Genomic DNA, 21,204 nt, shown 5'->3' on the forward strand with positions numbered 1-21,204 from the left:
CTCTCAGCCTCCGGCTACCGGGGGGAAAGCTCCGACGCGGTCGCCGTCACGCAGTCGCCACTTCAGGGTGGCCTGCTGGCCGTTGACCATGACGATCTTAACCTCGCTTACCGGGACACCGATCCCGGCCAGAACGTCTTCCACGGTACTCCCTTCAGGAACCTCAAGGTCCAACGGCTCCCCGCCCGCCAGGTCGGGGCGGTATTTCTGCAATGAGGCGAATACCCTCAGTTCGACGCGCACCGCGCACACCCCCCGAGGCTTAACCCGAAAGGTTAAGCCGGTAGTAGGTAACCTGTTTAGGAATACTAATTAAGTTTGCGAATTCCACCGGGGTTAATTTCGTCAGTCGTCCAGACTACTGGCATTCAGCGCTGGAGCGTTCTTACAAAAGCTAGGTTGGTTGACTGGCCGCCGCCGGCCTCATACCCCCCAATCCGGGTACCGAGTGCTGGTACGGGCGAAGCCCGCATCTGGATGCCGACAGCTGAGTGCTCAGCGTTATGCTTGGAAAGGTTTCATAACCTCGTCCAGTTCGGCGTCCGGGACGTCGAACACGGTGTTGTGCGGCGGCAGGGGCTCGGTCTTGAAGAAATCAGGCAGGCGGTCCTCGGCTTCATTAAAGCCGGCGGCCTTGTTGAAGGCCCGCTCCCAGGTCAGGATCTGCTGGCCCAGCTTAACGGCGTCATCAACAGTGAACTGCACGCCATACCTGGCCGCGATAAGATCCGCGGTCGCCACCAGCGAATCCGGGATGTCAAGAAGCGCGAAGGCCGTAAACAGACACAAGCCCGTGGCGTCCACATAGGCGGTGGCTACTTGCAGGTTGCGGGACAGTTCCACCTGGCCTTCGGGCTTCAACGGGTCGACCTTGCCGCCGACGCCAAGGATGTTAGCCGCCACCGCGTACCCCGAGGTATGGTCGGCACCCATCGTGCTGGTCGCGTAGGTCACCCCGATGCCCTTGACGGCGCGCGGGTCGTAGGCAGGGAGCCCCTGCCCCTTCACGACCGGCACCCGCCGGACGCCGTAGACCTTGCCGGCGACGGCGGCACCGGAGCCAAAAACCCGCCCCAGCGGAGTGGCGTTGCGGACGTCCTTATCCAGCAGCTCGATGGCTCCCGGACCGTCGCCGAACGCGAGTACCCCTGCTTCCATCAGCACGCCGAGGGTGACCCCCGCTTCTATTGTATCCAGGCCCACGTCGTTGCAAAGCCGGTTGAGCATGGCAATGTGGTCCAGATTGCCGATCCCGCAGTTGGCCCCCAGCGCCCAGGTGCTCTCGTATTCTACCGGCGCGCAGAGCACCTCGCCCTTCTCGTCGGGGTAAATATTCGAACACCTGATCACGCAGCCGGGGTGACAGCCGTGGCCGCACTCGCCCTTGCCGCCTCTCGCCTTGACGGCCTCGGCGATCGCCTCGCCGCCCGTCTTGGACGCCTCTTCGAAGCGCCCGGCGCTGAAGTTCCTGGTCGGCAGGCCGCCGGCCTCGTTCAGGATGTTCACCAAAACCGCGGTGCCGTACGTAGGCAAAGCCTGCCCCGTTACCGCGTGCTCCTTGAGGGCCCTGTTGAGACGCCTGACGGCGTCCTTGAATTTCTCCGTGTCCGCCGGGTTCACGCCGTAAGTCTGCTTGGTCTGGAGAACGACAGCCTTCAGCCCCTTGCTCCCCATCACCGCGCCCAGGCCGCCCCGCCCGGCATAGCGTCCGGGATGGTTTTCCCGGTCATTTGTGGACACTCCGGCCATGACCATCTTGTTTTCGCCGGCCGGGCCGATGCACATAATGCCGCAGCCTTCGCCGTACTTCGCCCACAGCCGCTCGTTCAGCTCGTAGCAGCCCAGGCCCGCCAGGTCCCCGGCGGGCTCCAGCCGGGCCTCGCCGTCACCGATAACCAGGACGTGAAAACCCTGTTCTTGAGGCAATCCTTCGACAACCAGCGCGGCAATGCCCAGGCTGGCCATCTTCTGGCCACTGATCCCCCCGGCGTTGGACTCCTTGATGGTGCCGGTCAGAGGGGATTTGCCTCCCACCGAAAGCCGCCCGGAACTGGGAGCATAGGTTCCGGTCAGGCAACCGGGCGCAAAGACCAGTTTATTGCCTGGTCCCAGCGGGTGACAGGTTGGGTCAACCTCGTCGTAAACAATCCTTGAGGTCAGGCCCCGCCCCCCCAGCAAGGCATACTCCGGCTTAAGGTCCTCCCAGCGTACGCTCTTGTCCGACACGTTGACACGCAGCACTCTAGACATAAGGTACCTCCTTTCATTCGCGAGAGATTTCCGCATTTTATACCTCTATCAAACTTTATGAAAGAAGCAAAAAGCAATTGCAAATTATTGCCTCAGCCTGTCCTCAGCAACATGCTTCTCTTTCAGGCTCACGGAAGCTGTTTTATGCGTTGAAATTCACAAACCTGGCTGAAAAAAGCCAGGTCTGTTCAGTAAAGCTGCTCCACTGGTTACATCTGGCTGTGCTGTGCCGAGCCCGCTCCCCGAGACGTCGCAGGCTTTCTTGCCGCCAATCCCGAAGCCTTTACCGGGTGCCACCGATCACGGCGCACGAATACCTGTATGGGACTTGGCTGACCAAGACCAGCATTTATAGTTGAAACAACGCGTTCTCGTAGTCCTTTACGAAAAATCGCTTTCCTTTCCTTATTACCTCGTGCCCCTCCATTTCCAACAACATTTTCTGCTTTTCTATCCCGCCTGGGTACTTTTCGTTTAATTCGCCGCCTTTTTTCAATGTACGCCAGTACGGGGTTATGTCACTGTCTCCCAGGTCCTCCCGTTCCTGTGACGCATTGGCGGCGATGTTGATGAATATTCCCGCCGTAAGCTGGCAGGTAAAGTCAGCGTTGTGTTTCCTGGCAAGAAATGCTCTGATCTCTTCGGAAGTGATGAGCTTCCCTTTCGGAATCCTCTTCATAACCTCATCGTACTCGATGGGAGCGGCGATCAGCATGTTACCGGCACCGAAGCGCTTTGCCATTTCGCTGTCAAAACCCACAAACTGCACTTTCGGTAAACCTTTAGAGTTATTGAGTTTCTCGTTGAAGGATTTTTTGGCCATGGCCTTCCCTCCTCCCAAACCCTATCTTATTATCCAGTCCCCCACGCGGCCACCCTCATTTTTCTTCAGTCGCGCTCTTTTGCCGGGCCTTCTCGATCGCGTCGCGAACGGTCTCGGGCGCCGGGCCCCCGCGGTATAATACCCAAGAATTTAGACACGAAAAAGACAACATTAAGGTGTATCACAACTATGCGGAAGAATTATCCATCCAGCTTTAAGGCGCAGGTCGTGCTGGAAATTCTTAAAGAAGAAAGACGATTTCTCAACTGGCCTGGTGGCCGTTATGAACCTGGTACTCCCGCTACGTGGTGAGCTGGGAGCTGAACCAGAGACTGGAGATCTCCTTTGTACTGGTTGCGGTTCAGCAGGCCTTTACCCGAGCCAAACCGGCAATCTTGAACAGCAATCAGGGCAGCCAGTTTACCAGTCCGCAGTACCTCAGCCTGTTAGAACAGGCCGGCCTTCAGATTGAAGTGGTTCCTATCTTACGGTGGTAAAACTGAAGCTGTATTGGTCGCTGAATCCGTTGCCTGCCGTGTCCTGTACAGCTCCCGCCGGAATAACGACCTTGTAGGTTGCTCGTTTAGCGAAATTGCTGGTGGGGTTAAGGAGTAGAATGTTGCCTTGAATAGACCTGGTGATCTGAACCGGGTTACCGGTCTTGGTATTGATTATGGTTATGGAGTCAAACGACCCACCGGCTATAATGTCCTCACTAAAGGTGGCCGTGACAGTCTTGCTTAGCCCTACGCCCGTGGCACCAGTAGCAGGATCCGTGCTGATTATGGTGGGCGGTGTGGTATCGGGAACACTACCGGTTGTGAAGCTGAAGCTGTACTCACTGGCCAGGGCATTACCCGCCGCGTCGTTTACCGCTCCCGCGGGTACCGTCACCGTATAGGTAGTGCTGTAAACCAAGTCGCTTATCGGGTCTATGGTTAGCGAACTACCGCTAACGCTCGCGCTGTAGGACACCGCCGTCCCCAAGCTGTCAGTCAGACTGATCCCATCGAAGCTTGTCCCCTGCACTATAGGCTCGCTGAAGGTGACACTCACGGTCTGGCTCACTGCCACTCCCGTCGCCCCGTCTGCCGGGTCGGTGCTACTTATTGTGGGCGGGGTGGTATCTAGGACGTCCCCGGTGGTAAAGCTAAACACGTAGTCACTGGCCAACTCATTGCCTGCCGTATCCTTCACCGCTCCCGTCGGAATGGTCACGGTATATATAGTGGTGTACGCCAGATCGTTCACCGGATCGAGGGTCAGTGTGGTATCCGCGATAGTGTACGTGTAACTGACTACGGAATTACCATCCGAAATCGTGATGTCCCCGAAGTATACGCTTTCAACTACAGTTTCGCTGAAGATTATTCCAATGGTTTTGTTCACGGCGACACCTGTTGCGCCATCAACCGGATCGGTACTATAAACAGCAGGTGCAACAGTGTCCGGCGCGTCGCCGGTAGTAAAGCTAAAGCTATACTCGCTGGCCAGGGCATTGCCCGCCGTGTCGTTGACGGCCCCTGCCGGAATGGTTACCGTGTAGTGAGTGCCGTTAGCTAAGTCACTGGCTGGATCAATGGTTAGCGTTCTATCGGTTATGCTTGCTGAATGACTGATTGCTGAACCATAGGTGCTCTCTGTAACTGTAATGTCACTAAAATACACTCCCTGGACAACGGTCCCGTTGAAGGTAACCACAATAGTCTTGTCTATTGGAACGCCAGTTGCACCGTTTACAGGATCGGTACTGTTTACTATTGGAGGAGACTTGTCCGCAAAAGTCACGGAAAGCAGGTTCCCCCCGGCGTCGTAGGAGTAGTTGAGCGTATCGCCATTTGGGTAGGTCACCGCAGTCAAGCGACCAAGGTCATCGTAGGTGTAGACATTTGCATCTGCTAATAGAACAGGAAGTATTGTGAGAACCAACGTTACAAGGAGAACTTTTGCTACAGCAGCTTTGAACCCCATCCTAAATCTTCCCCCTCTGAGAAACCTGTGATCCGAGTTAACTACAGATCTCCACTGGTCTTGAGTAGTCTAAAGTAGTCCGGGCTGTCCTTCACACTCCGACGACGGATTGTATAGCAACTTGTACCCTCGATAGGCAGTGTCATTACCCGGACCTCCCAACCAGAACATCCTTGTTGATAAACCGCCGAATTTCCGGATCATAGTACCTCGCCCGCATATAGTAGAGACCGTTGGCGTCGGTCATCACGCCGTCGCGGCCGTTGTACAGGAACGGAATATCCGTGCCGCCAGTATGATTGACAAGTTCCCCGTACGGCCCATACTGGAACCGGTCGGTGACAGCACCGTTATTATCGGTCAGCGCCACCGTACTGCCGCGCAGGTTAAAATGATAAGTCCGGTAGACGCCGTTCTCCTCCTGGCCGATCAAGCCCAGGCCGTAGACGTAGTAGGTCTGGTGTCCTTGCTCATCGGTCTTCACCAGCACCTGGCTGAGAGCAGCGTGCGGGTTGACGACGTAGTCCGTCCGGGTGTTGTAAACCCCGTCCGTAACGCTGATCCGGTTGCCTTCGGCGTCATACTGATACGCTGTTCCCCCGACTGCAGTCAGGCGGTTCCGGGCATCGTACGTAAAGCTCACCATCCGCCCGTTCAGCGGCCCGAAGGTCATATTCCCGTCGGCAGGTGGGCGGGGCCGTCCTAGGATACAAACCTGGACGAATCGCCAAGTCGATCTAAGCCCAAGGCAGGAACGTCAAACCAATAATCAATTATCAAGGATCAACTTCCAAAAAGTAGCCGACAAATCTTGTATTCAGGGGCAGTCTTTGACTAACACAAGAACAGACCATCAAGCCCCATCAGCAAAATCAATAAGCCTATCAAGAACAAGATTGGTGACGTAAGTATGGTAAGCTTAAGCCAAAAGGCAATTGATCCATATCCATAGACTTTCTCTTTGATAAAGCTTACGTATTGCATCCGGTATACTAAGGTAAGAACCGAAAACAACATGATTGACAGCCCGAATAGAATCGAAAGATAGTTTTCTACCATTGAATAATCCTCACTCGCCGACAATAATCCATATTGCTAATTCCATAAAGGATCATTGACTATTCGTAAGTTCGTATGCCCAGCCTGCGTGATAGCCCAATGCAGATCATTTACAATTCGGAGATTGGTGTAAGGAGTTGTAGTCTCCCTTTTCGGATAAATACGATTTATTACACTTTCCCTTACGTCATTGAGCTTGTTCCGGCAAAACGTAGAGGTATTCTTAAAAGTGTTTTGGTAAGACAATCCCGTCCCACCGGAGATCCCAATTCCAACTGCGCCACCCCAATTTGGGTTATCCCCTATTGGGCCGTAGTTAACCTGCCCCCCCTTGATGAAGAGGAACTCCCCATAACCATATAGGCCTGGTTTAAACTCATTAGGTGACCAGAGAATCTCACCGTATTTTGCAACAGAGACTGCTGAAACACTATAACCCAATTCCTTTGTATCCAGATCAATCACTAGGTTAAGCCCAACCCCTACAGGGTATGGAGACCCAATCGAAATGTAGCTTTCCCCAAGTGGATCAACCTGTGAAACCGGCTGTCCATTGACATAAGCGTACCGGTTCAGACTCTGAGCTTTTTCTATACTCCCAACCAAAACATCCTTGTTTACAAACCTTCGAATCTCGGGATCATAATATCTCGCCCGCATGTAGTAGAGACCGTTGGCGTCGGTCATCACGCCGTCGCGGCCGTTATACAGGAACGGTGTGTCCGAAGTGCCCTCATGGCCGACCAGCTCCCCGTACGGCGCATACTGGTACCGGTCGGTGACGGCGCCGTTATTATCGGTCAGCGCCACCGTACTGCCGCGCAGGTTAAAATGATAAGTCCGGTAGACGCCGTTCTCCTCCTGGCCGATCAAACCCAGGCCGTAGACGTAATAGGTCTGGTTCCCCTGCCCGTCGGTCTTGACGAGCACCTGGCTCAGGGCGGTGTCGGGGGTTCGTGTCTTGACTTAGCATATACCTGATACTGCTGACGAACCCAGATGTGTGTAAACACTAAACTGACTGCAAAATAGGCGACTTCAACAAGCATTTGACTTACACTTTCCAAGGTTATTCCTACAAAGAAGAACAAGAATATCCATACACTAAGTTTTAGAAACTGTATCCGGGCTAACGCTTTCTCTCTTAGCAACAGATAGTTGATAGTCAGCAGAATCCCCGGCAAGACAAAACTAAATACAAACCCAGGATAAAACCATTTAGGGTTAACAGGCTTCATTAGGGATTGTCAAACCTCCATTACCTCAGTTCAGCCTGAATACCAATTCCCACGTGTACGCCAGCCTTTGCCCGCCAATTCGGACCTAGTTGAATTCCGGCATTAGCACCCAGACTTCCTAACGTTCCTGTGATAATTAACTCTCTCTGGCCCAGTAAGTCGAAGGCAATGGTTTCCTCTCCTTCAACAAGAAACATCCTACCTCCAATACCCACACCCTTTGCATTACCCCAGCCGATCCAACCCTCTGCCGAATAGCCTAATCCACGCCAGGCAGCACTGCCCCACGGACGAGGCTCCACTTCCTCAAAGACACCACTTTCGGCAAAGGCTCTGCAATGGGGCGGTGAGATGGCGTGAGTTGCCCCGCGCCTGGAATAAGGACCTAAAGAGTACCGTTCTTGACTACTGATCACTATTGAATTGTCCGCTTGGAGTTCCTCGTACTGCCGACGGAATAGTTCCTCCTCGTAGGCTGTGGCACCCATTAACGGCTTAAGACCACTCGGATCAACGTTTGATACCGGGTTAGCCTTTACATAGGCATAACGGTTCAGACTCTGGCCGTTGACGATATTACCAAGCAAAGTATCTTTGCTGAGGAAGTAATGTACCTGCGGGTTGTAATACCTCGCCCGCATGTAGTAGAGACCGTTGGCGTCGGTCATCACACCGTCGCGGCCGTTATACAGGAACGGTGTGTCCGAAGTGCCCTCATGGCCGACCAGCTCCCCGTACGGCGCATACTGGTACCGATCCGTGACGCTACCGTTTTCATCCGTCAGGGCAACGGTGCTAGCGCGCAGGCCAAAGTGATAGACGCAGCCCAAATTGTCCAACCAGTAATTGGTTAGTTAGCAAAGCAGATCGCAATCGCTCTCACCAATTGTACCAAAAGAATCAGTATCCCCACAGAAAGACTTATAATAGATAGGCTTTTGATGGATGCTCTAAATTCTTCTGGCTTAGCTTCTCTCCAAAAGTAGTTCCTTGCGTGGAATCGCGCAAACGCTTCCCACTTATACCACCCTAGGATTCCCCATGCGATTAGGATACCCGCAAATATAGTCAGATCTGTATTCATTGATCTATCACCCTTCTTAGCTGACTGTAGTCTCTACAACATATAGTCAATCAGGTTTTGGCTTAAGTCTTGAGGCCTTCCGGTTAGAACCCTAATAAACATCTCTGACGGAAGGCGAAATCCGTAAGTTGCTGTAGCTGATGCACCAGGAGCAGCTAGCCCAATGTCCCAAGAAGGATTCCATTTCAATGCTAGTGGATTACTGACTGCTCCTCCAAGAACGTGAGCAGCTGATACGTTGATACTCATTCCCCTGCAAAACGGCTGTTGACTCTGGGTCTTGTATGGGGAGATAGGTAAACCTGCGGATGCTCCGGGTCCCACGTAGAAATACCTATCGTCATTTCTTTCGTCTTTTACGACTCCGATATCAAGCACTAAAGCACGACCGATTGTTGTTCCGTATTTGTGCGTAAGACCCCAGTGACCATAAGGGTCGGGACCCATCTCAGCCCAGCCCGCATCCAATCCAGCTGGGTCTACGAACAGCACCGGGTTAGCCTTTACATAGGCATAACGGTTCAGACTCTGGACCTTTTCTATTCTCCCAACAAGCACATCCTTACTAGTGAACCGCCGAATTTCCGGATCATAATACCTCGCCCGCATGTAATAGAGACCGTTGGCGTCGGTCATCACGCCGTCGCGACCGTTATACAGGAACGGTGTGCCCGAAGTGCCCTCATGGCCGACCAGTTCCCCATAAGGCGCATACTGGAACCGGTCGGTGACGGCGCCGTTGGCGTCTCAAAATCTTAATGAGTGACTCTGAATGTTTAGCGCGCCCAATAGCTTGCTAAAACAACAACAACACCGATTAGGAATGCAATAGGTGACGTTATGATTGTGAACTTCAGCCAAAAAGAGTAAGAACCAATTCTATAGAACTGCTGCAAAAACTTGGCATACTGTTGTCTGTAAACCAAAGTCAGAACTGAACAAACTAAAACAATCAAGCCAAAACATGTTGCAGGATTCAAGCAAGACACTCCTATCTGGTTATGAACTACGGCAGAGCTATCGCCAGAGCGGGTCGTTGAGTACCCGAAGATTGTTGGTTGTGCCGCTAGAAACCCACTGCGGATCGTTTACTATTCTAAGATTATAATACTGACGATTAGTGGCTTGACTACCTGGACTCTTGGATTCAAAGATTCTTCGTTTGACATCCTGATAGCGATTGGTAGCAAAACCTTTACAGGTATTGTAGGTATTAGTGACGGTGTCTTGATAGGTTACTCCGCCACCACCAGACCATCCAAGACCGACCGAACCACCCCAGTTCGCAGTGTTAGACCCTAAGGGTCCGTAGTTCACTTGCCCACCTTTGATAAAAGCCGCTTCTCCATAAAAATACCAACCGGGTTGAAATTCATTGGGAGAATAGAAGACTTCTCCCCCAAGACTAAGCGCGGAAGCACTCCAGACTAGTTCTCCGGTATCCAAGTCGATTCCCAAACCAAGGCTAGGTAAAGGAGGGGGTAGTGGAACATCGGCCATGATATACTTATCCCCTGTAGGGTCTATCCTCAGAACCGGCTGTCCCTCCACAAAAACATACCGATTAAGCCCCTGGGAATTGCTGATCGAACTCAATAGGCTATCACGGTTCACAAATCGGCGAATCTCTGGATCATAGTACCTCACCCGCATGTAGTAGAGACCGTTGGCGTCGGTCATCACGCCGTCGCGACCGTTATACAGGAACGGTGTGCCCGAAGTGCCCTCATGGCCGACCAGTTCCCCATAAGGCGCATACTGGAATCGGTCGGTGACGGCGCCGTTGGCGTCGGTCAGCGCCACCGTGCTGCCGCGCAGGTCGTAGTGATAAGTTCGATACGATTCGTTCTCCTCCTGGCCGATCAAACCCAGGCCGTAGACGTAATAGGTCTGGTGTCCTTGCTCATCGGTCTTCACCAGCACCTGGCTGAGAGCAGCGTTCGGGTTGACGACGTAGCTATCCTGGGTGTTGTAGACACTGTCGGTTACGCTGATCCGGTTCCCTTCGGCGTCATACTGGTACGATGTTTCTTCGGCTGCGGTCAGTCTGTTCCGGACATCGTACGTAAAGGTTGTCATTTCCCCGTTCAAAGGTCCGAGCGTCATATTCCCGTCGGTATCGTATTCCACCAACTGACCATTATAGGTTTGGATACGGTTATCGCTTGTATAGGTCATGACTGCGTTAGACATTTCAAACAGCTGCGGTTCGATCGCAGGAACCTCCGTTTGGACATTCCCCACGTTGTCATAGGTTAGGTCATACTGAACGATCACATTACCCTGCGCATCAACGTCTTTGATCTGCAGCAGCTGCCCGGCGTCATCGTAGCTGTAAGTCAGGATGGTGCCGTTGGGCCGGGTTGTCTTAATCAGCCGCCCGTTTTGGTCGTAGTCGTAAGTCGTTACGCGTCCGGCCCAGTCGGTGACGCCGGTGAGCAGGTTGGCCGCGTTGTACCGGTAGGTGACCTGCCGCCCGTCGGGATAGGTCAGGGTTTCCAGGTTGCCGACGGCGTCGTATGTGTATTGGATGGTGTTCCCCCTGGCGTCGGTATACTGCTTGATGCGGTTTAAGGCGTCATACTCCCTCGTGATGCTCCCGCTGCCGTTGGTGACCGTTAAGAGGTTGCCGTTTTCATCGTAGGTGTAGGAGATGGTTCCGCTCGGGTCGGTTGCGGTCTGGATGCGCCCCGCGTCGTCGTAGGTGTAGGCGATGATCTGCCCGCGGGCGTTGGTGACCCGTTCCAGCAGGTTCCTGGCGTTGTAGGCGAGGGAGACGGTGTAGCCCGCCGCGGAGGTCTCGCCGGTCAGTCTTCCGGCGAGGTCGAAGTGGAACATTGTCCGGTTGCCGTTGGGGTCGGTCAGGGTATCTCTGTTGCCGTCGGCGTCGAAGGTCTGGCTGCTCAATCCGCTCAAGGCGTCGGTGACCTGCACCAACCGGTTCAGGTCGTCGTAGCCGTACCGGGTGATCCTGGCGAGGGGGTCGGTCACCTGCACCAAGCGGCTCAAGTTGTCATATTCGTTGGTGACGGTGTTCCCCAGAGCGTCGGTAACGGTTAAGGGGTTGTTAAGGGCGTCGTAGGTCACCGTCAGGATGCGGTTGCCGAGGGCGTCAATCGTACCCACGAGGTTGTCCACCGCGTCGTACTTCATGGTCGTGGTGTTGCCCAAGGGATCGGTGATGCCGGTCAGCCTCCCCTTGGTGTCGCGTTGGAATACGGTGGCGTTCCCGCGGGCGTCAATGGTCTTCACCAGTCGGTCCTCGCCATCGTATTCGTGTAAGGTTTGGTGGCCCAGGGGGTCGGTGACGCTGGTAAGCTTACCGTTGCCGTTATAGACGAAGGTCGTGGTGTTGCCCCGGGCGTCGGTTATGGTGAGCCTGTCCCCCCAGCTATTATAGGTGAAGCTTGTCGTGTTTCCCAGCGGATCGGTGATGCCGGTCAGGTTGTCCGCGGCGTCATACGCGAAAGTGGTGGCCTTCCCGGCCGCGTCGGTCTGGGTTACCGGCCGGCCCGTCGCGTCGTAACCGTAGGTGGTAGTGTTGCCGGCGGGGTTGGTCACCGTTCTCAAAAGCCCGCCCTGGTAGGTGTAGCTGGTGGTGCCCTGCCGGGGCGCAGTCTCCGTGAGCATCAGGCCGTTGTCGTCGTAGGTGAAAGTCGTTTGGTTACCAAGGGGATCCGTGATGCTGGTGACGTTGTTGTTGTCGTCATAGGTGAATGCGACGGTCTTGCCGTGCGGGTTGGTCACCGTACGGAGGTTGTTTTTATCATCATAGGTCATGACGGTGATGTTCCCGGCCGCATCGGTGGCCGTGAGCATGTTGCCACGGTCATCATAAGTGAAAACGGTGGTGTTGCCGCGCGCATCGGTGGTGGTCAGCCGGTTGCCGTCCGCATCGTAGGTGTGGGAGGTGGTATGACCAAGTTCATCCACGATGCTGAGCAGTTGATACGACCTGTCGTGGGTCAGGATGCGCGTGCTGCCGTTACGGTCGGTGACGGTGGTGATGATCTTTCCGGGCTCTGTCACCTCGTCATAGGCGAAGCCGAACGGCTGGTTACCTTCAACCGCGTCATCCTGAACAACGACCCGGCCCAACTCGTCGTAGGTGTTGCTGAAGGTCTGCACTCCCTCGGGGTCGGTAGCCGTAAGGATCTGGCCGATGGAGTTGTAGGTGTAGGTGGTGGTTTGCCCCAGGGGGTCGGTGATTCCAGTAAGGCAGCCGTTCCCGTCGTAAGTAAAGGAGACCTGACGGTTTGCTTGGTCGGACAGCGTGCTGATCAGACCATTTTCGTTGTATTGCAGGGTCAGGGTTTGGCCCGAGACGGGTTCGATGATGTACTGCAGCCGACCAGACTGATCATACGTAAAGGTCAGGGATTGACCTCGCCCGTTACGGTGCGCGGTCATCCGGCCAGAAGAGTCGAACTCGCAGACGCTTTGGTCTTTGCGAGTCAATGTAAAGGTGCCGTCTGGGTGTTTGATGAGGGTGTCGAAGCGGGTAGCAAGGTCGGTGGAAGTGTAACTACCGCCGCCAGCGCTGGTAAAGGTATTTTTGCGGTTAGCGCTCCAGAATACTGTTACATCTCCCCCAGGCAGTTCCTGGAGTCTGTTTTCATAGTTGTGATTCCATCCTCTCCCAAGCGGTCCCTCGCTCAACAGCAGGGAATTGTAGGAGACAGTGAAAGGGATCTCCTGTGTGCCTCTCACCTTAAGCAGAGTCCCCTCAGTAACATAGGCGCCTGTACCGAGGTCTACAGGTTCTCCGGCGAAGCAGGCAGGATCTCTCAATAACGGGTCGAAGCCACTGTAGTATTCGGCGGCAGCCAAGCCTGACAGGTAAGGGTATGGTGAACTTGACTGCCAAAGAAGGTGCGGGTACCCATCGTTAATACCTGGGCTGATACCCCAGGTGTTTTCAAAATCCCAGCCTATAAAGGTCGCCTGCTGCTTCATTTCGGGAGTGGTTTTTGGCGTAGCTAAGAGCGTATCTGTACAACCAGTAGTATCAGTATCGTAGTAACAGTCATTGAAGTCATAAGCTTCAGGTTCATCCCAATACCCCATCAATCCTCTTGGCCGAAGTGTTATTTTCCCGCTAGCAGCAGTAACTCTTGCAGTGTTATAGCATCGGTTTACATGACTTAATTCGACCGACCCACTACCCACCAAGCCACCAACGGAAGTGCTACGACCTAAAACGTAAGGGTCCCATTGATAATCGTCGATAACAACATTACCACGAGAATAGCAATCATTGAATGTGCCGCCAGTAGAAACGCCAACCAATACACCACCCAGTTGATTAGTGTCTATATAACCTACGGCACCGCACTTGGTTATTGTTCCATCACATATTCCAGCGATCAGTCCCATATAATAATCCACACCAAAGTTACCATACCCTCCTGGTGGAGGAAGTGAACCTTTAGTTAAAGGTTCGCAAGTGCCCTCAACCACCAAGTTGGTTACGGTGCCTGTCAAGATTGCAAATATTCCGCCATACACCTGGTAATAGGGTCTTCCTCCCCACACCCAGTCATTGCTGGCAATCTTCGCCTTTATCTGGGCATTTGTAATCTTATAACCGTTGCCGTTGTAAGTACCTGAAAATCCAACACACGAGTCCTCCCGCCATCCAATTGGTGTAAATACTCCTAGATCAATGTCGGCCACCTGCTTGTAATGCGCAGTCAGATCGTTGCGGACCATATTGAGGTGTTCCGCAGTCTCGACCAGATAGGGATCATCTGCTGTTCCAGAGCCGCCCGAAAAAGCTGTAGCTGGATGGCATACTAACAGCATTACGCTCAGCAAGGTAACGGTGTATAAAATACTAATTAAGCATATCTTTCGGCCTAATACCAGACATGCAAGCGGCTTCATCAATCTTTTCCTCCCCACGGTCTAATAGACAGGCTTACTTGACCAGACAATGGAAGTCATAGAATGATCAGATACACAGTTTTGGGAAGCCTGATACCAGGTTGAGACATTCCGCAAGTTGCGTATTCTGCCAAAGTGCATAGTTTCATGCTATAATTTGGGACACTAGTAGACAATAACCCTATTTTGTCGTTTCTTGTCAATACACAACCCCATGGGCAGGTAACGGTCAGGTCTGCTCGGTAGCGTATGCCAACAGGACATCTGTGTAGGCCAGGGTAAAGGTGTTTGTAAATTTGTCCTAAAGAAAGAAGACCTGCCAGACTCCTGAGGGCTCTGGCAGGCTTAATGTGCGCCATATGCGCCATGGTTTTTAGTGTAGGACGCGCAGCCGAACCTGTCCTCTGCCATCGGAGCCTAGATTCTCTCTCTGGCTTTGGCAATTGCTGACCGGACCGTTTCGGGCGCCGGGCCCCCGCGGAGACGGCGGGCGGCAAGCACGGTTTCAAGATTAACAGCCTCATAAACGTCCTCGGCAAAGACGGAAGCGAAACGGCGGTATTCTTCCAGGGCCAGGCCCTCCAGGTCCTTGCCCTCGGCCAGGCAGTAAAGGACGATGCGTCCCACGATCTCGTGAGCTTCACGGAACGGTACGCCCCGCCGCACGAGGTAGTCCGCCAGGTCGGTGGCGTTCGTAAATCCGCCCCGGGCGGCCTCCGCCATGCGCTCACGGTTCACCTTCAGGGTCTTGAGCATCGGCGTAAACACCATCAGGCACTTCTTGACGGTATCTACGGCATCGAAAAGGGCTTCCTTGTCCTCCTGCATGTCCTTGTTATAAGTGAGGGGCAGCCCTTTCATTATCGTCAGGAGGGTCATCAGGTCGCCGTAAACCCGCCCTGTTTTCCCGCGAATGAGTTCGGCCGCGTCGGGGTTCTTCTTCTGCGGCATGATGCTGCTGCCGGTGGCATAAGCGTCGTCCACCTCCACAAAGGCAAACTCCGCCGACGACCAGAGAACGATCTCCTCGCAAAAACGGCTGAGGTGCATCATGATCAGGGAAGCGGCCGCGCAGAACTCCACGGCGAAGTCCCGGTTGGAAACGGCGTCCATGCTGTTCTCCGCAATGGCGGCAAACCCCAGTTCGCGGGCCACAAACTCCCGGTCCAGGGGGAAGACCGTACCGGCCAGGGCACCGGCCCCCAGGGGCATGACGTCGGTGCGCTGGAAGCAGCCCTCCAGCCGCTCCCTGTCGCCCTGGAACATCTCAAAGTAGGCCATCAGGTGGTGGGCGAAGGTCACCGGCTGCGCCCGCTGCATGTGGGTATAGCCCGGCATGACGGTATCGACGTGGTCTTCGGCCGCGTCCAGGATCGTCTCCTGGAGTTCCCGCAGCAGTTGTTGAACGGCCCGGATCTCGTCCTTCAGGTACATCCGCACGTCGAGAGCGACCTGGTCGTTGCGGCTACGTCCGGTGTGCAGCTTCTTGCCGAGGTCGCCGATCTTCTTGACCAGTTCCCGCTCGACCAGGCTGTGGATGTCCTCCGTCTCGGAGGAAAACTCCACCCGCCCATCCTCAATGTCCTTAAGGACAGCCGCCAGTCCCTTTTCGACCATCTCCGCCTCGGCGGCGCTGAGCACCCCGATCCTCCCCAACATGCGGGAGTGGGCAACGCTCCCGGCGATGTCGTGGCGGTAGAGCCGGCGGTCAAACGAAAGGGAGGAGTGAAACTCCTCCATCAGGCGGTCGGCCCGCTTCTGAAACCTTCCGCCCCATAACTTCGACATGTTGCCAACCTCCAACAGGATACTTCTGTAGAGTGTCCTAGCGCATTCGAGCTACAGATGTCTCAGGCATTAAGCATTGGCGTTGAGCGTTAGGATTCGGTTACCCGATCCTACAGCTTAGTGCTAAGTGCTTAGTGCCGACGGCAAAATGCATGCTGAAAAGCAAACAGTCTGGACTATTGACAGGTTGCTTATTCACGCAAACCGGCCTTTTTTTCCATCAGGGCGCGCATCTTCAGCGGCAGCCCGAAGAGGTTGATGAAGCCCTCGGCGTCCTTCTGGTTGTAAACCTCGTCGGCCTCGAAGGTGGCGAAATCCTTGCTGTACAGGGAATACGGCGAGGTAACGCCGGCCGGGCGCACCGAGCCCTTGTAAAGCTTCACGCGCACCGAACCGGTGACCGTCCGCTGGGTGACGTCGATAAAGGCGTCCAGGGCCTCGCGCAGCGGCGAGTACCACATGCCGTCGTAAACCAGCTCGGCGTACCGGATGGCCGCCATGTCCTTGTAATGCAGGGTGGCCCGGTCGAGGGTCAAAAGTTCCAGTTCACGGTGGGCGGCCACGAGGATGGTCCCGCCCGGGGTCTCGTAGACACCGCGCGACTTCATCCCTACCAGCCGGTTCTCCACCATGTCGACGATGCCCACGCCGTGCAGGCCCCCGATGGTGTTCAGCTTGTCGAGCAGTTCCACGGGGCCGAGCTTGTCGCCGTCCAGGGCCACCGGCACGCCCTGTTCGAAATCGATCATCAGGTAGCGCGGGTTATTCGTCGCAAGCTCCGGCGGCACGCAGAGGAGATAGACGTCGTCCGGCGCCTCGTTGGCAGGGTCTTCCAGGGCGCCCCCCTCGTGGCTCAGGTGCCAGATGTTGCGGTCCATGCTATAGGGCCGCGACTTGGTGACCGGTACCGGGATGCCCCGCGCGTTGGCGTAGTCGATGGCTTCTTCGCGTGAACGGATGTTCCACTCCCGCCAGGGGGCCACGATCTTGAGGCCGGGGTTGAGCGCCTTAACCGTAAGTTCGAAGCGCACCTGGTCGTTGCCCTTTCCCGTAGCCCCGTGCGCCACAGCAACCGCTCCCTCGGCCTCCGCCACCCGAACCAGGCACTTGGCGATGAGCGGCCGGGCGATGGATGTTCCCAACAAGTACTTGCCCTCGTAAACCGCCCCCGAGCGCAGCAGGGGAAAGCAGTAGTCGCGCACGAACTCCTCTTTGACATCCTCGACGTAAACCTTGGCGGCCCCGCTCTTTAAAGCCTTCTCCTTGATGCCGGTCAGTTCCTCGCCCTGCCCGAGGTCGGCGGCCATGGCGATGACGTCGTAGCCGTAGTTTTCCTTCAGCCAGGGGATGATGATCGAGGTGTCGAGACCTCCGGAATAAGCCAGGACGATCTTTTCCGCCATAGTCAAGCTGCTCCTTCATGTGTGAAATATAATCAGTCTAAAGTATCATGGACAACAGGGCTTTCTGCACGTGCAGCCTGTTCTCCGCCTCGTCCCAGACGACGCTGTGCGGTCCGTCCATCACCTCGTCGGTGACCTCCTCGTTGCGGTGGGCCGGGAGGCAGTGCATGAAGATGAAATCCGGGCGGGCGTGTTTAGTCAGGTCGCTGTTGACCTGGTACGGCCGGAAAACCCGCGCGCGCTCGTCGTGTTCGCCTTCCTGCCCCATAGAAGCCCAGGTGTCGGTGACGACCACGTCGGCCTCGTGCACCGCGGCCACCGGGTCATTGATCACGGTGATCGCTCCGCCATGAGCCGCGGCCAGGCTCCGGGCCGCCTCGACGATATCCTTGCGGGGGGCGAAACCGGGCGGCGTGGCCGCCGCCATCTGCATCCCGGTCAGCGCCGCCCCAAACATCAGGCTGTGGCAGACATTGTTCCCGTCCCCCACCCAGGCCAGCTTCAAACCGGCCAGCCGCCCCTTATGCTCCAAAATGGTCAGCAGGTCGGCCAGGATCTGGCAGGGGTGCTCGAGGTCGGTCAGCCCGTTGATCACCGGCACGGAGGCGTAACGGGCGAGTTCCTCCACGTCCTCCTGGGCGAAGGTGCGGATCATGATCCCGTCAACGAAGCGCGAGAGCACCCTGGCCGTGTCGGCGACGGTTTCCCCGCGCCCGAGCTGGATGTCCTGGGCGTTAAGGTAGAGGGCGTGCCCCCCCATCTGGAACATCCCGGTCTCAAACGAAACCCTCGTCCGCGTCGATGGTTTTTGAAAAATCATGGCCAGGGTTTTGCCGGCGCAGAGGCGGTGCTGCTCCCCCCGCTTCAGCCCGGCTTTAAAGTCAAGCGCCGCATCGAGAACCGCCCGGATCTCGGCGGCGGAGAAATCGCTCAGGGATATAAGGTCTCTCCCCTTAAGCCCCGTCACTGTCCAACGCCTCCCTTTCCTCGTCGAGGGCCTCGATCAGGATCTTCATCGCCGCGTCAACGTCTTCGGTGCTGACGATCAGCGGGGGGACAAAACGCAGCACGTTTTCCTTGACGCAATTGACCAGCAGGCCCTTGTTCCGGCAGCGGTCGACGATGCCCGCCCCCGGGATGTAAAGCTCGAGCGCGAGCATCAGGCCCAGCCCCCGGACCTCCTTGACAAAATGGTAACGCCCGATCAGGTCAGCCAGCCGCTTGCGGAAATAGGACCCCACGACCTCGGCGTTCTTCACGTAGTCCTCGCCGAGGAGCACGCCAAGGGAGGCTATCGCCGCCACGCAGGCCAGGGGATTGCCCCCGAAGGTCGAGGCGTGGTCGCCCGGCGAAAAGGCCCGGGCGATCTCTTCCCTGGCCAGCATCGCGCCCATGGGGAAACCGCCGGCCAGGGCCTTGGCCAGAGCCAGGATATCGGGTTCAATGCCGTAATGCTCGTAGGCGAAAAGCCGGCCCGTCCGGCCCATGCCGGTCTGCACCTCGTCGAGGATCAGCAGGGCGCCGCGTTCGTCGCACAAGTGCCGGACGCCCTGGAGGTATTCGCGCTCGGCGACGTTGACGCCGCCCTCCCCCTGCACGGGTTCCAGCAGTACGGCGCAGACGTCGTCGGTCAAGGCCTCTTCCATGGCCGTAAAATCGTTGAAGGGAACGTGCTTAAAACCGGCCGGCAAGGGCTCGTAACCCTTCTGGTATTTCGGTTGGCCCGTGGCCGTAATGGCCGCCAGCGTTCTCCCGTGAAAAGACTGCAAGGCCGTGATGATCTGGGACTTATCCTGGCTGACCTTCTTGGCGTGCTTGCGGGCGAGCTTGATGGCCGCCTCGACGGCTTCCGCCCCGCTGTTGCAGAAAAACACCCGGTCCAGGGCGGAATTATTGACCAACTGTTCGGCCAGGCGGACCTGGGGCTCGATGTAGTAGAGGTTGGAACAGTGGATCAGGGTGCCGGCCTGCCTGGCGATGGCCTCCACCACCCGCGGGTGGCAGTGGCCCAGGTTGTTGACGGCCAGCCCGGCTACGAAGTCGAGGTATTTCTTGCCCTCGGCGTCCCAGACCCAGACCCCCTTGCCGCGCACGAGCGTGATCGGCGTACGGCCGTAGGTCCGCATCACGTATTTATCGCCCTTGGCGATGATGTCCTGCTGACTAAGCAATTAACAACACCTCGTATCCAAAAAAACGAACTCGTCAGCCCATAAACGTAGACTTCACTTATGTTCGCTCAGTAACCTTAAAGCATTGGACCTTCTATGTCAATACCTAATTTTAATAACCCTGATTAGGCCGCCCGTAAGGCGTGCCGCTCCTTGGCTGCCAGGAATAGAGCTTCATCATAGGGGGTGTTGTTAAGCCACATCGCATAGATAATACGCATCCAGACACTTGCGAGACATCTGAGGGCTGTGGCGTGAGCCTTACCTTGTGCGCGTTTAGCATCATAGTATTCACGTGCCCAGGAAACCCAACGGATACTCTGCATCGCCAGTTGGTACATCACGTTCCTAAAGGGTTTAACACAGGATTTTCGCGGACGGGCATAAGCATACTTGCCGCTTTGAAACAGAACCGGTGTTGTACCCGCTAGGGCCTGTACGGCCGGTAGACCGGGATAACGGCTCCGATCATCACCCCACTCCGCCAGGAGCCGTGGCGCCACCCTTACTCCCGCTCCGGGAAGGCTGGCAAAGATCTTGTAGTCGGAGTGGCTCTGAAAAAGATCTTGAATGTCCTGGTCATAACCCTTAATATCGGCCTGCAAGTTCTTGAGTCGGGTGACCAAGGACAGCATCAGCCGCGCCTTCGCCCGTGTAGTGGCCGCATTAGCCTCCAATTGAGGCTCGTGGAGTTTCGTCCAAATCGCCACAGCAGTCTTGTTGGGCTGAGGATGCTTGTGGGTCTTTAGAAAGACAGCGATTTCTGGTACCGATGCTTCTAGGGCTTTTTCTAAGGTTGGATAGGCCTGCAAAAAGTCCAAAAAGATAGGAGTATTAGCGTGAGAGAACAGGTCCAAAGCCACAGGGTAATAGAGTTTTAAACAAGCGATTAGCTTGTTAGTGAGACGGGTTCTCTCCTGGATCAGGTCATCCTGGTCCCGGGTTAGCATCTTGAGTTCTTCAATGATCGCGCTATCGGGCCGAAGCTGGCGTAAGTAAGGTAGTTCAGCTCGGCCAATATCGGCCAGCAGACGCGCATCAAGCGGGTCACTTTTTGCCCCGGATGGTTTGCGCCGATGATCGACCAGCTTGGGGTTAACCGGATAGACGGCAAAGCCATGTTCCAAGAGATATTGGATAAGAAGACCTTGACTTGTTTCAACGATACAAGCAACATTTGCGAGATCTTGGCCGGCTAGCTTGAGAAGTTTACGACCCAACTCATCAAGCCCCGGACGGGAATGTTTGACCGAAAAATCAGCTAGCATCCTTGCTTTGTCGTCAATTACCACCACCTGGTGGGTAGCGTCTGCCCAGTCGATACCGGCGAAGATCACTGATAATGGCAACTCCTTTCCCAAGTAGTCCCAACGTGGTGTTGTGGTCAATGATCAGCCCTATCCAGCAACGGTGCTCGAAGCACGACCCTTCTATGGATCATAACGCCACATTAAGCTCGGGGAAGGCAACTCCAATGCAGGCAATCGAGTTGCTGGCGTTGAGAGGCCTTTCCCCGAAACGTTGGGTACTG

Annotated in this window: 15 protein-coding genes and 2 pseudogenes; 2 read left to right on the forward strand and 15 right to left on the reverse strand. The window is 55.5% G+C overall.

What is annotated here, in order from left to right; translation table 11 throughout:
* Positions 1-3: 3 nt before the first annotated feature.
* From ACPV0M_RS08835 to ACPV0M_RS08845, 3 genes are all read right to left on the reverse strand, one after another.
* The gene (locus tag ACPV0M_RS08835) at positions 4-243 is read right to left on the reverse strand and encodes a MoaD/ThiS family protein (RefSeq protein ID WP_425620293.1); all 240 of its coding nucleotides are present in this window, start codon (positions 241-243) and stop codon (positions 4-6) included.
* 258 nt (positions 244-501) lie between these two features.
* The gene (locus tag ACPV0M_RS08840) at positions 502-2,250 is read right to left on the reverse strand and encodes an aldehyde ferredoxin oxidoreductase family protein (RefSeq protein WP_425620294.1); all 1,749 of its coding nucleotides are present in this window, start codon (positions 2,248-2,250) and stop codon (positions 502-504) included.
* A gap of 349 nt (positions 2,251-2,599) precedes the next feature.
* On the reverse strand, positions 2,600-3,073 hold the full coding sequence (locus tag ACPV0M_RS08845) for a methylated DNA-protein cysteine methyltransferase (protein ID WP_425620295.1): 474 nt from the start codon (positions 3,071-3,073) through the stop codon (positions 2,600-2,602).
* Positions 3,074-3,363: 290 nt separating this feature from the next.
* On the opposite strand from ACPV0M_RS08845, the pseudogene ACPV0M_RS08850 reads away from it, so the two are divergent.
* A pseudogene (locus ACPV0M_RS08850) lies at positions 3,364-3,543 on the forward strand (IS3 family transposase); the annotation flags it as partial.
* Positions 3,544-3,553: 10 nt separating this feature from the next.
* Here ACPV0M_RS08850 and ACPV0M_RS08855 read toward each other — a convergent pair.
* The 3 genes from ACPV0M_RS08855 to ACPV0M_RS08865 all read right to left on the reverse strand — a co-directional run bounded on the left by ACPV0M_RS08855 (position 3,554) and on the right by ACPV0M_RS08865 (position 6,913).
* The gene (locus ACPV0M_RS08855) at positions 3,554-5,044 is read right to left on the reverse strand and encodes an Ig-like domain-containing protein (protein WP_425620296.1); all 1,491 of its coding nucleotides are present in this window, start codon (positions 5,042-5,044) and stop codon (positions 3,554-3,556) included.
* A 145-nt stretch (positions 5,045-5,189) separates the two neighbouring features.
* On the reverse strand, positions 5,190-5,717 hold the full coding sequence (locus tag ACPV0M_RS08860; RefSeq protein ID WP_425620297.1) for an RHS repeat-associated core domain-containing protein: 528 nt from the start codon (positions 5,715-5,717) through the stop codon (positions 5,190-5,192).
* Between the two features lie 422 nt (positions 5,718-6,139).
* Positions 6,140-6,913 (reverse strand): RHS repeat-associated core domain-containing protein, encoded by a 774-nt coding sequence (locus tag ACPV0M_RS08865; RefSeq protein ID WP_425620298.1) that lies wholly within the window; start codon positions 6,911-6,913, stop codon positions 6,140-6,142.
* A 21-nt stretch (positions 6,914-6,934) separates the two neighbouring features.
* On the opposite strand from ACPV0M_RS08865, the gene ACPV0M_RS08870 reads away from it, so the two are divergent.
* Positions 6,935-7,084, forward strand: coding sequence for a hypothetical protein (locus tag ACPV0M_RS08870; protein ID WP_425620299.1), 150 nt, complete (start codon positions 6,935-6,937; stop codon positions 7,082-7,084).
* A gap of 277 nt (positions 7,085-7,361) precedes the next feature.
* On the opposite strand, the gene ACPV0M_RS08875 is transcribed toward ACPV0M_RS08870, so the two are convergent.
* From ACPV0M_RS08875 to ACPV0M_RS08915, 9 genes and pseudogenes are all read right to left on the reverse strand, one after another.
* Positions 7,362-8,171, reverse strand: coding sequence for an RHS repeat-associated core domain-containing protein (locus ACPV0M_RS08875; RefSeq protein ID WP_425620300.1), 810 nt, complete (start codon positions 8,169-8,171; stop codon positions 7,362-7,364).
* Between the two features lie 287 nt (positions 8,172-8,458).
* Positions 8,459-9,121, reverse strand: coding sequence for an RHS repeat-associated core domain-containing protein (locus ACPV0M_RS08880; protein ID WP_425622172.1), 663 nt, complete (start codon positions 9,119-9,121; stop codon positions 8,459-8,461).
* A 321-nt stretch (positions 9,122-9,442) separates the two neighbouring features.
* The gene (locus ACPV0M_RS08885) at positions 9,443-12,883 is read right to left on the reverse strand and encodes an RHS repeat-associated core domain-containing protein (RefSeq protein WP_425622173.1); all 3,441 of its coding nucleotides are present in this window, start codon (positions 12,881-12,883) and stop codon (positions 9,443-9,445) included.
* Positions 12,884-13,030: 147 nt separating this feature from the next.
* Positions 13,031-14,311: pseudogene (locus ACPV0M_RS08890) on the reverse strand (DUF6531 domain-containing protein); the annotation flags it as partial.
* Between the two features lie 417 nt (positions 14,312-14,728).
* A complete protein-coding gene (gene argH, locus ACPV0M_RS08895; protein ID WP_425620301.1) occupies positions 14,729-16,099 on the reverse strand; it encodes an argininosuccinate lyase in 1,371 nt (456 codons plus the stop codon).
* Between the two features lie 191 nt (positions 16,100-16,290).
* Positions 16,291-17,502, reverse strand: coding sequence for an argininosuccinate synthase (locus tag ACPV0M_RS08900; protein ID WP_425620302.1), 1,212 nt, complete (start codon positions 17,500-17,502; stop codon positions 16,291-16,293).
* Between the two features lie 37 nt (positions 17,503-17,539).
* On the reverse strand, positions 17,540-18,469 hold the full coding sequence (gene argF / locus ACPV0M_RS08905; protein WP_425620303.1) for an ornithine carbamoyltransferase: 930 nt from the start codon (positions 18,467-18,469) through the stop codon (positions 17,540-17,542).
* Positions 18,456-19,628 carry an acetylornithine transaminase gene (locus ACPV0M_RS08910; RefSeq protein WP_425622174.1) on the reverse strand — a complete coding sequence of 391 codons (1,173 nt, stop codon included), beginning with the start codon at positions 19,626-19,628 and terminating at the stop codon, positions 18,456-18,458. The genes argF and ACPV0M_RS08910 overlap by 14 nt, the downstream gene beginning before the upstream one ends.
* 170 nt (positions 19,629-19,798) lie before the next feature.
* A complete protein-coding gene (locus tag ACPV0M_RS08915; RefSeq protein ID WP_425620304.1) occupies positions 19,799-21,010 on the reverse strand; it encodes an IS110 family transposase in 1,212 nt (403 codons plus the stop codon).
* Between the last annotated feature and the right edge of the window lie 194 nt (positions 21,011-21,204).

The organism is Desulfosceptrum tomskiensis (genome assembly GCF_049818055.1).
Taxonomy (GTDB): domain Bacteria; phylum Bacillota; class Desulfotomaculia; order Desulfotomaculales; family JASEER01; genus JBFLVT01.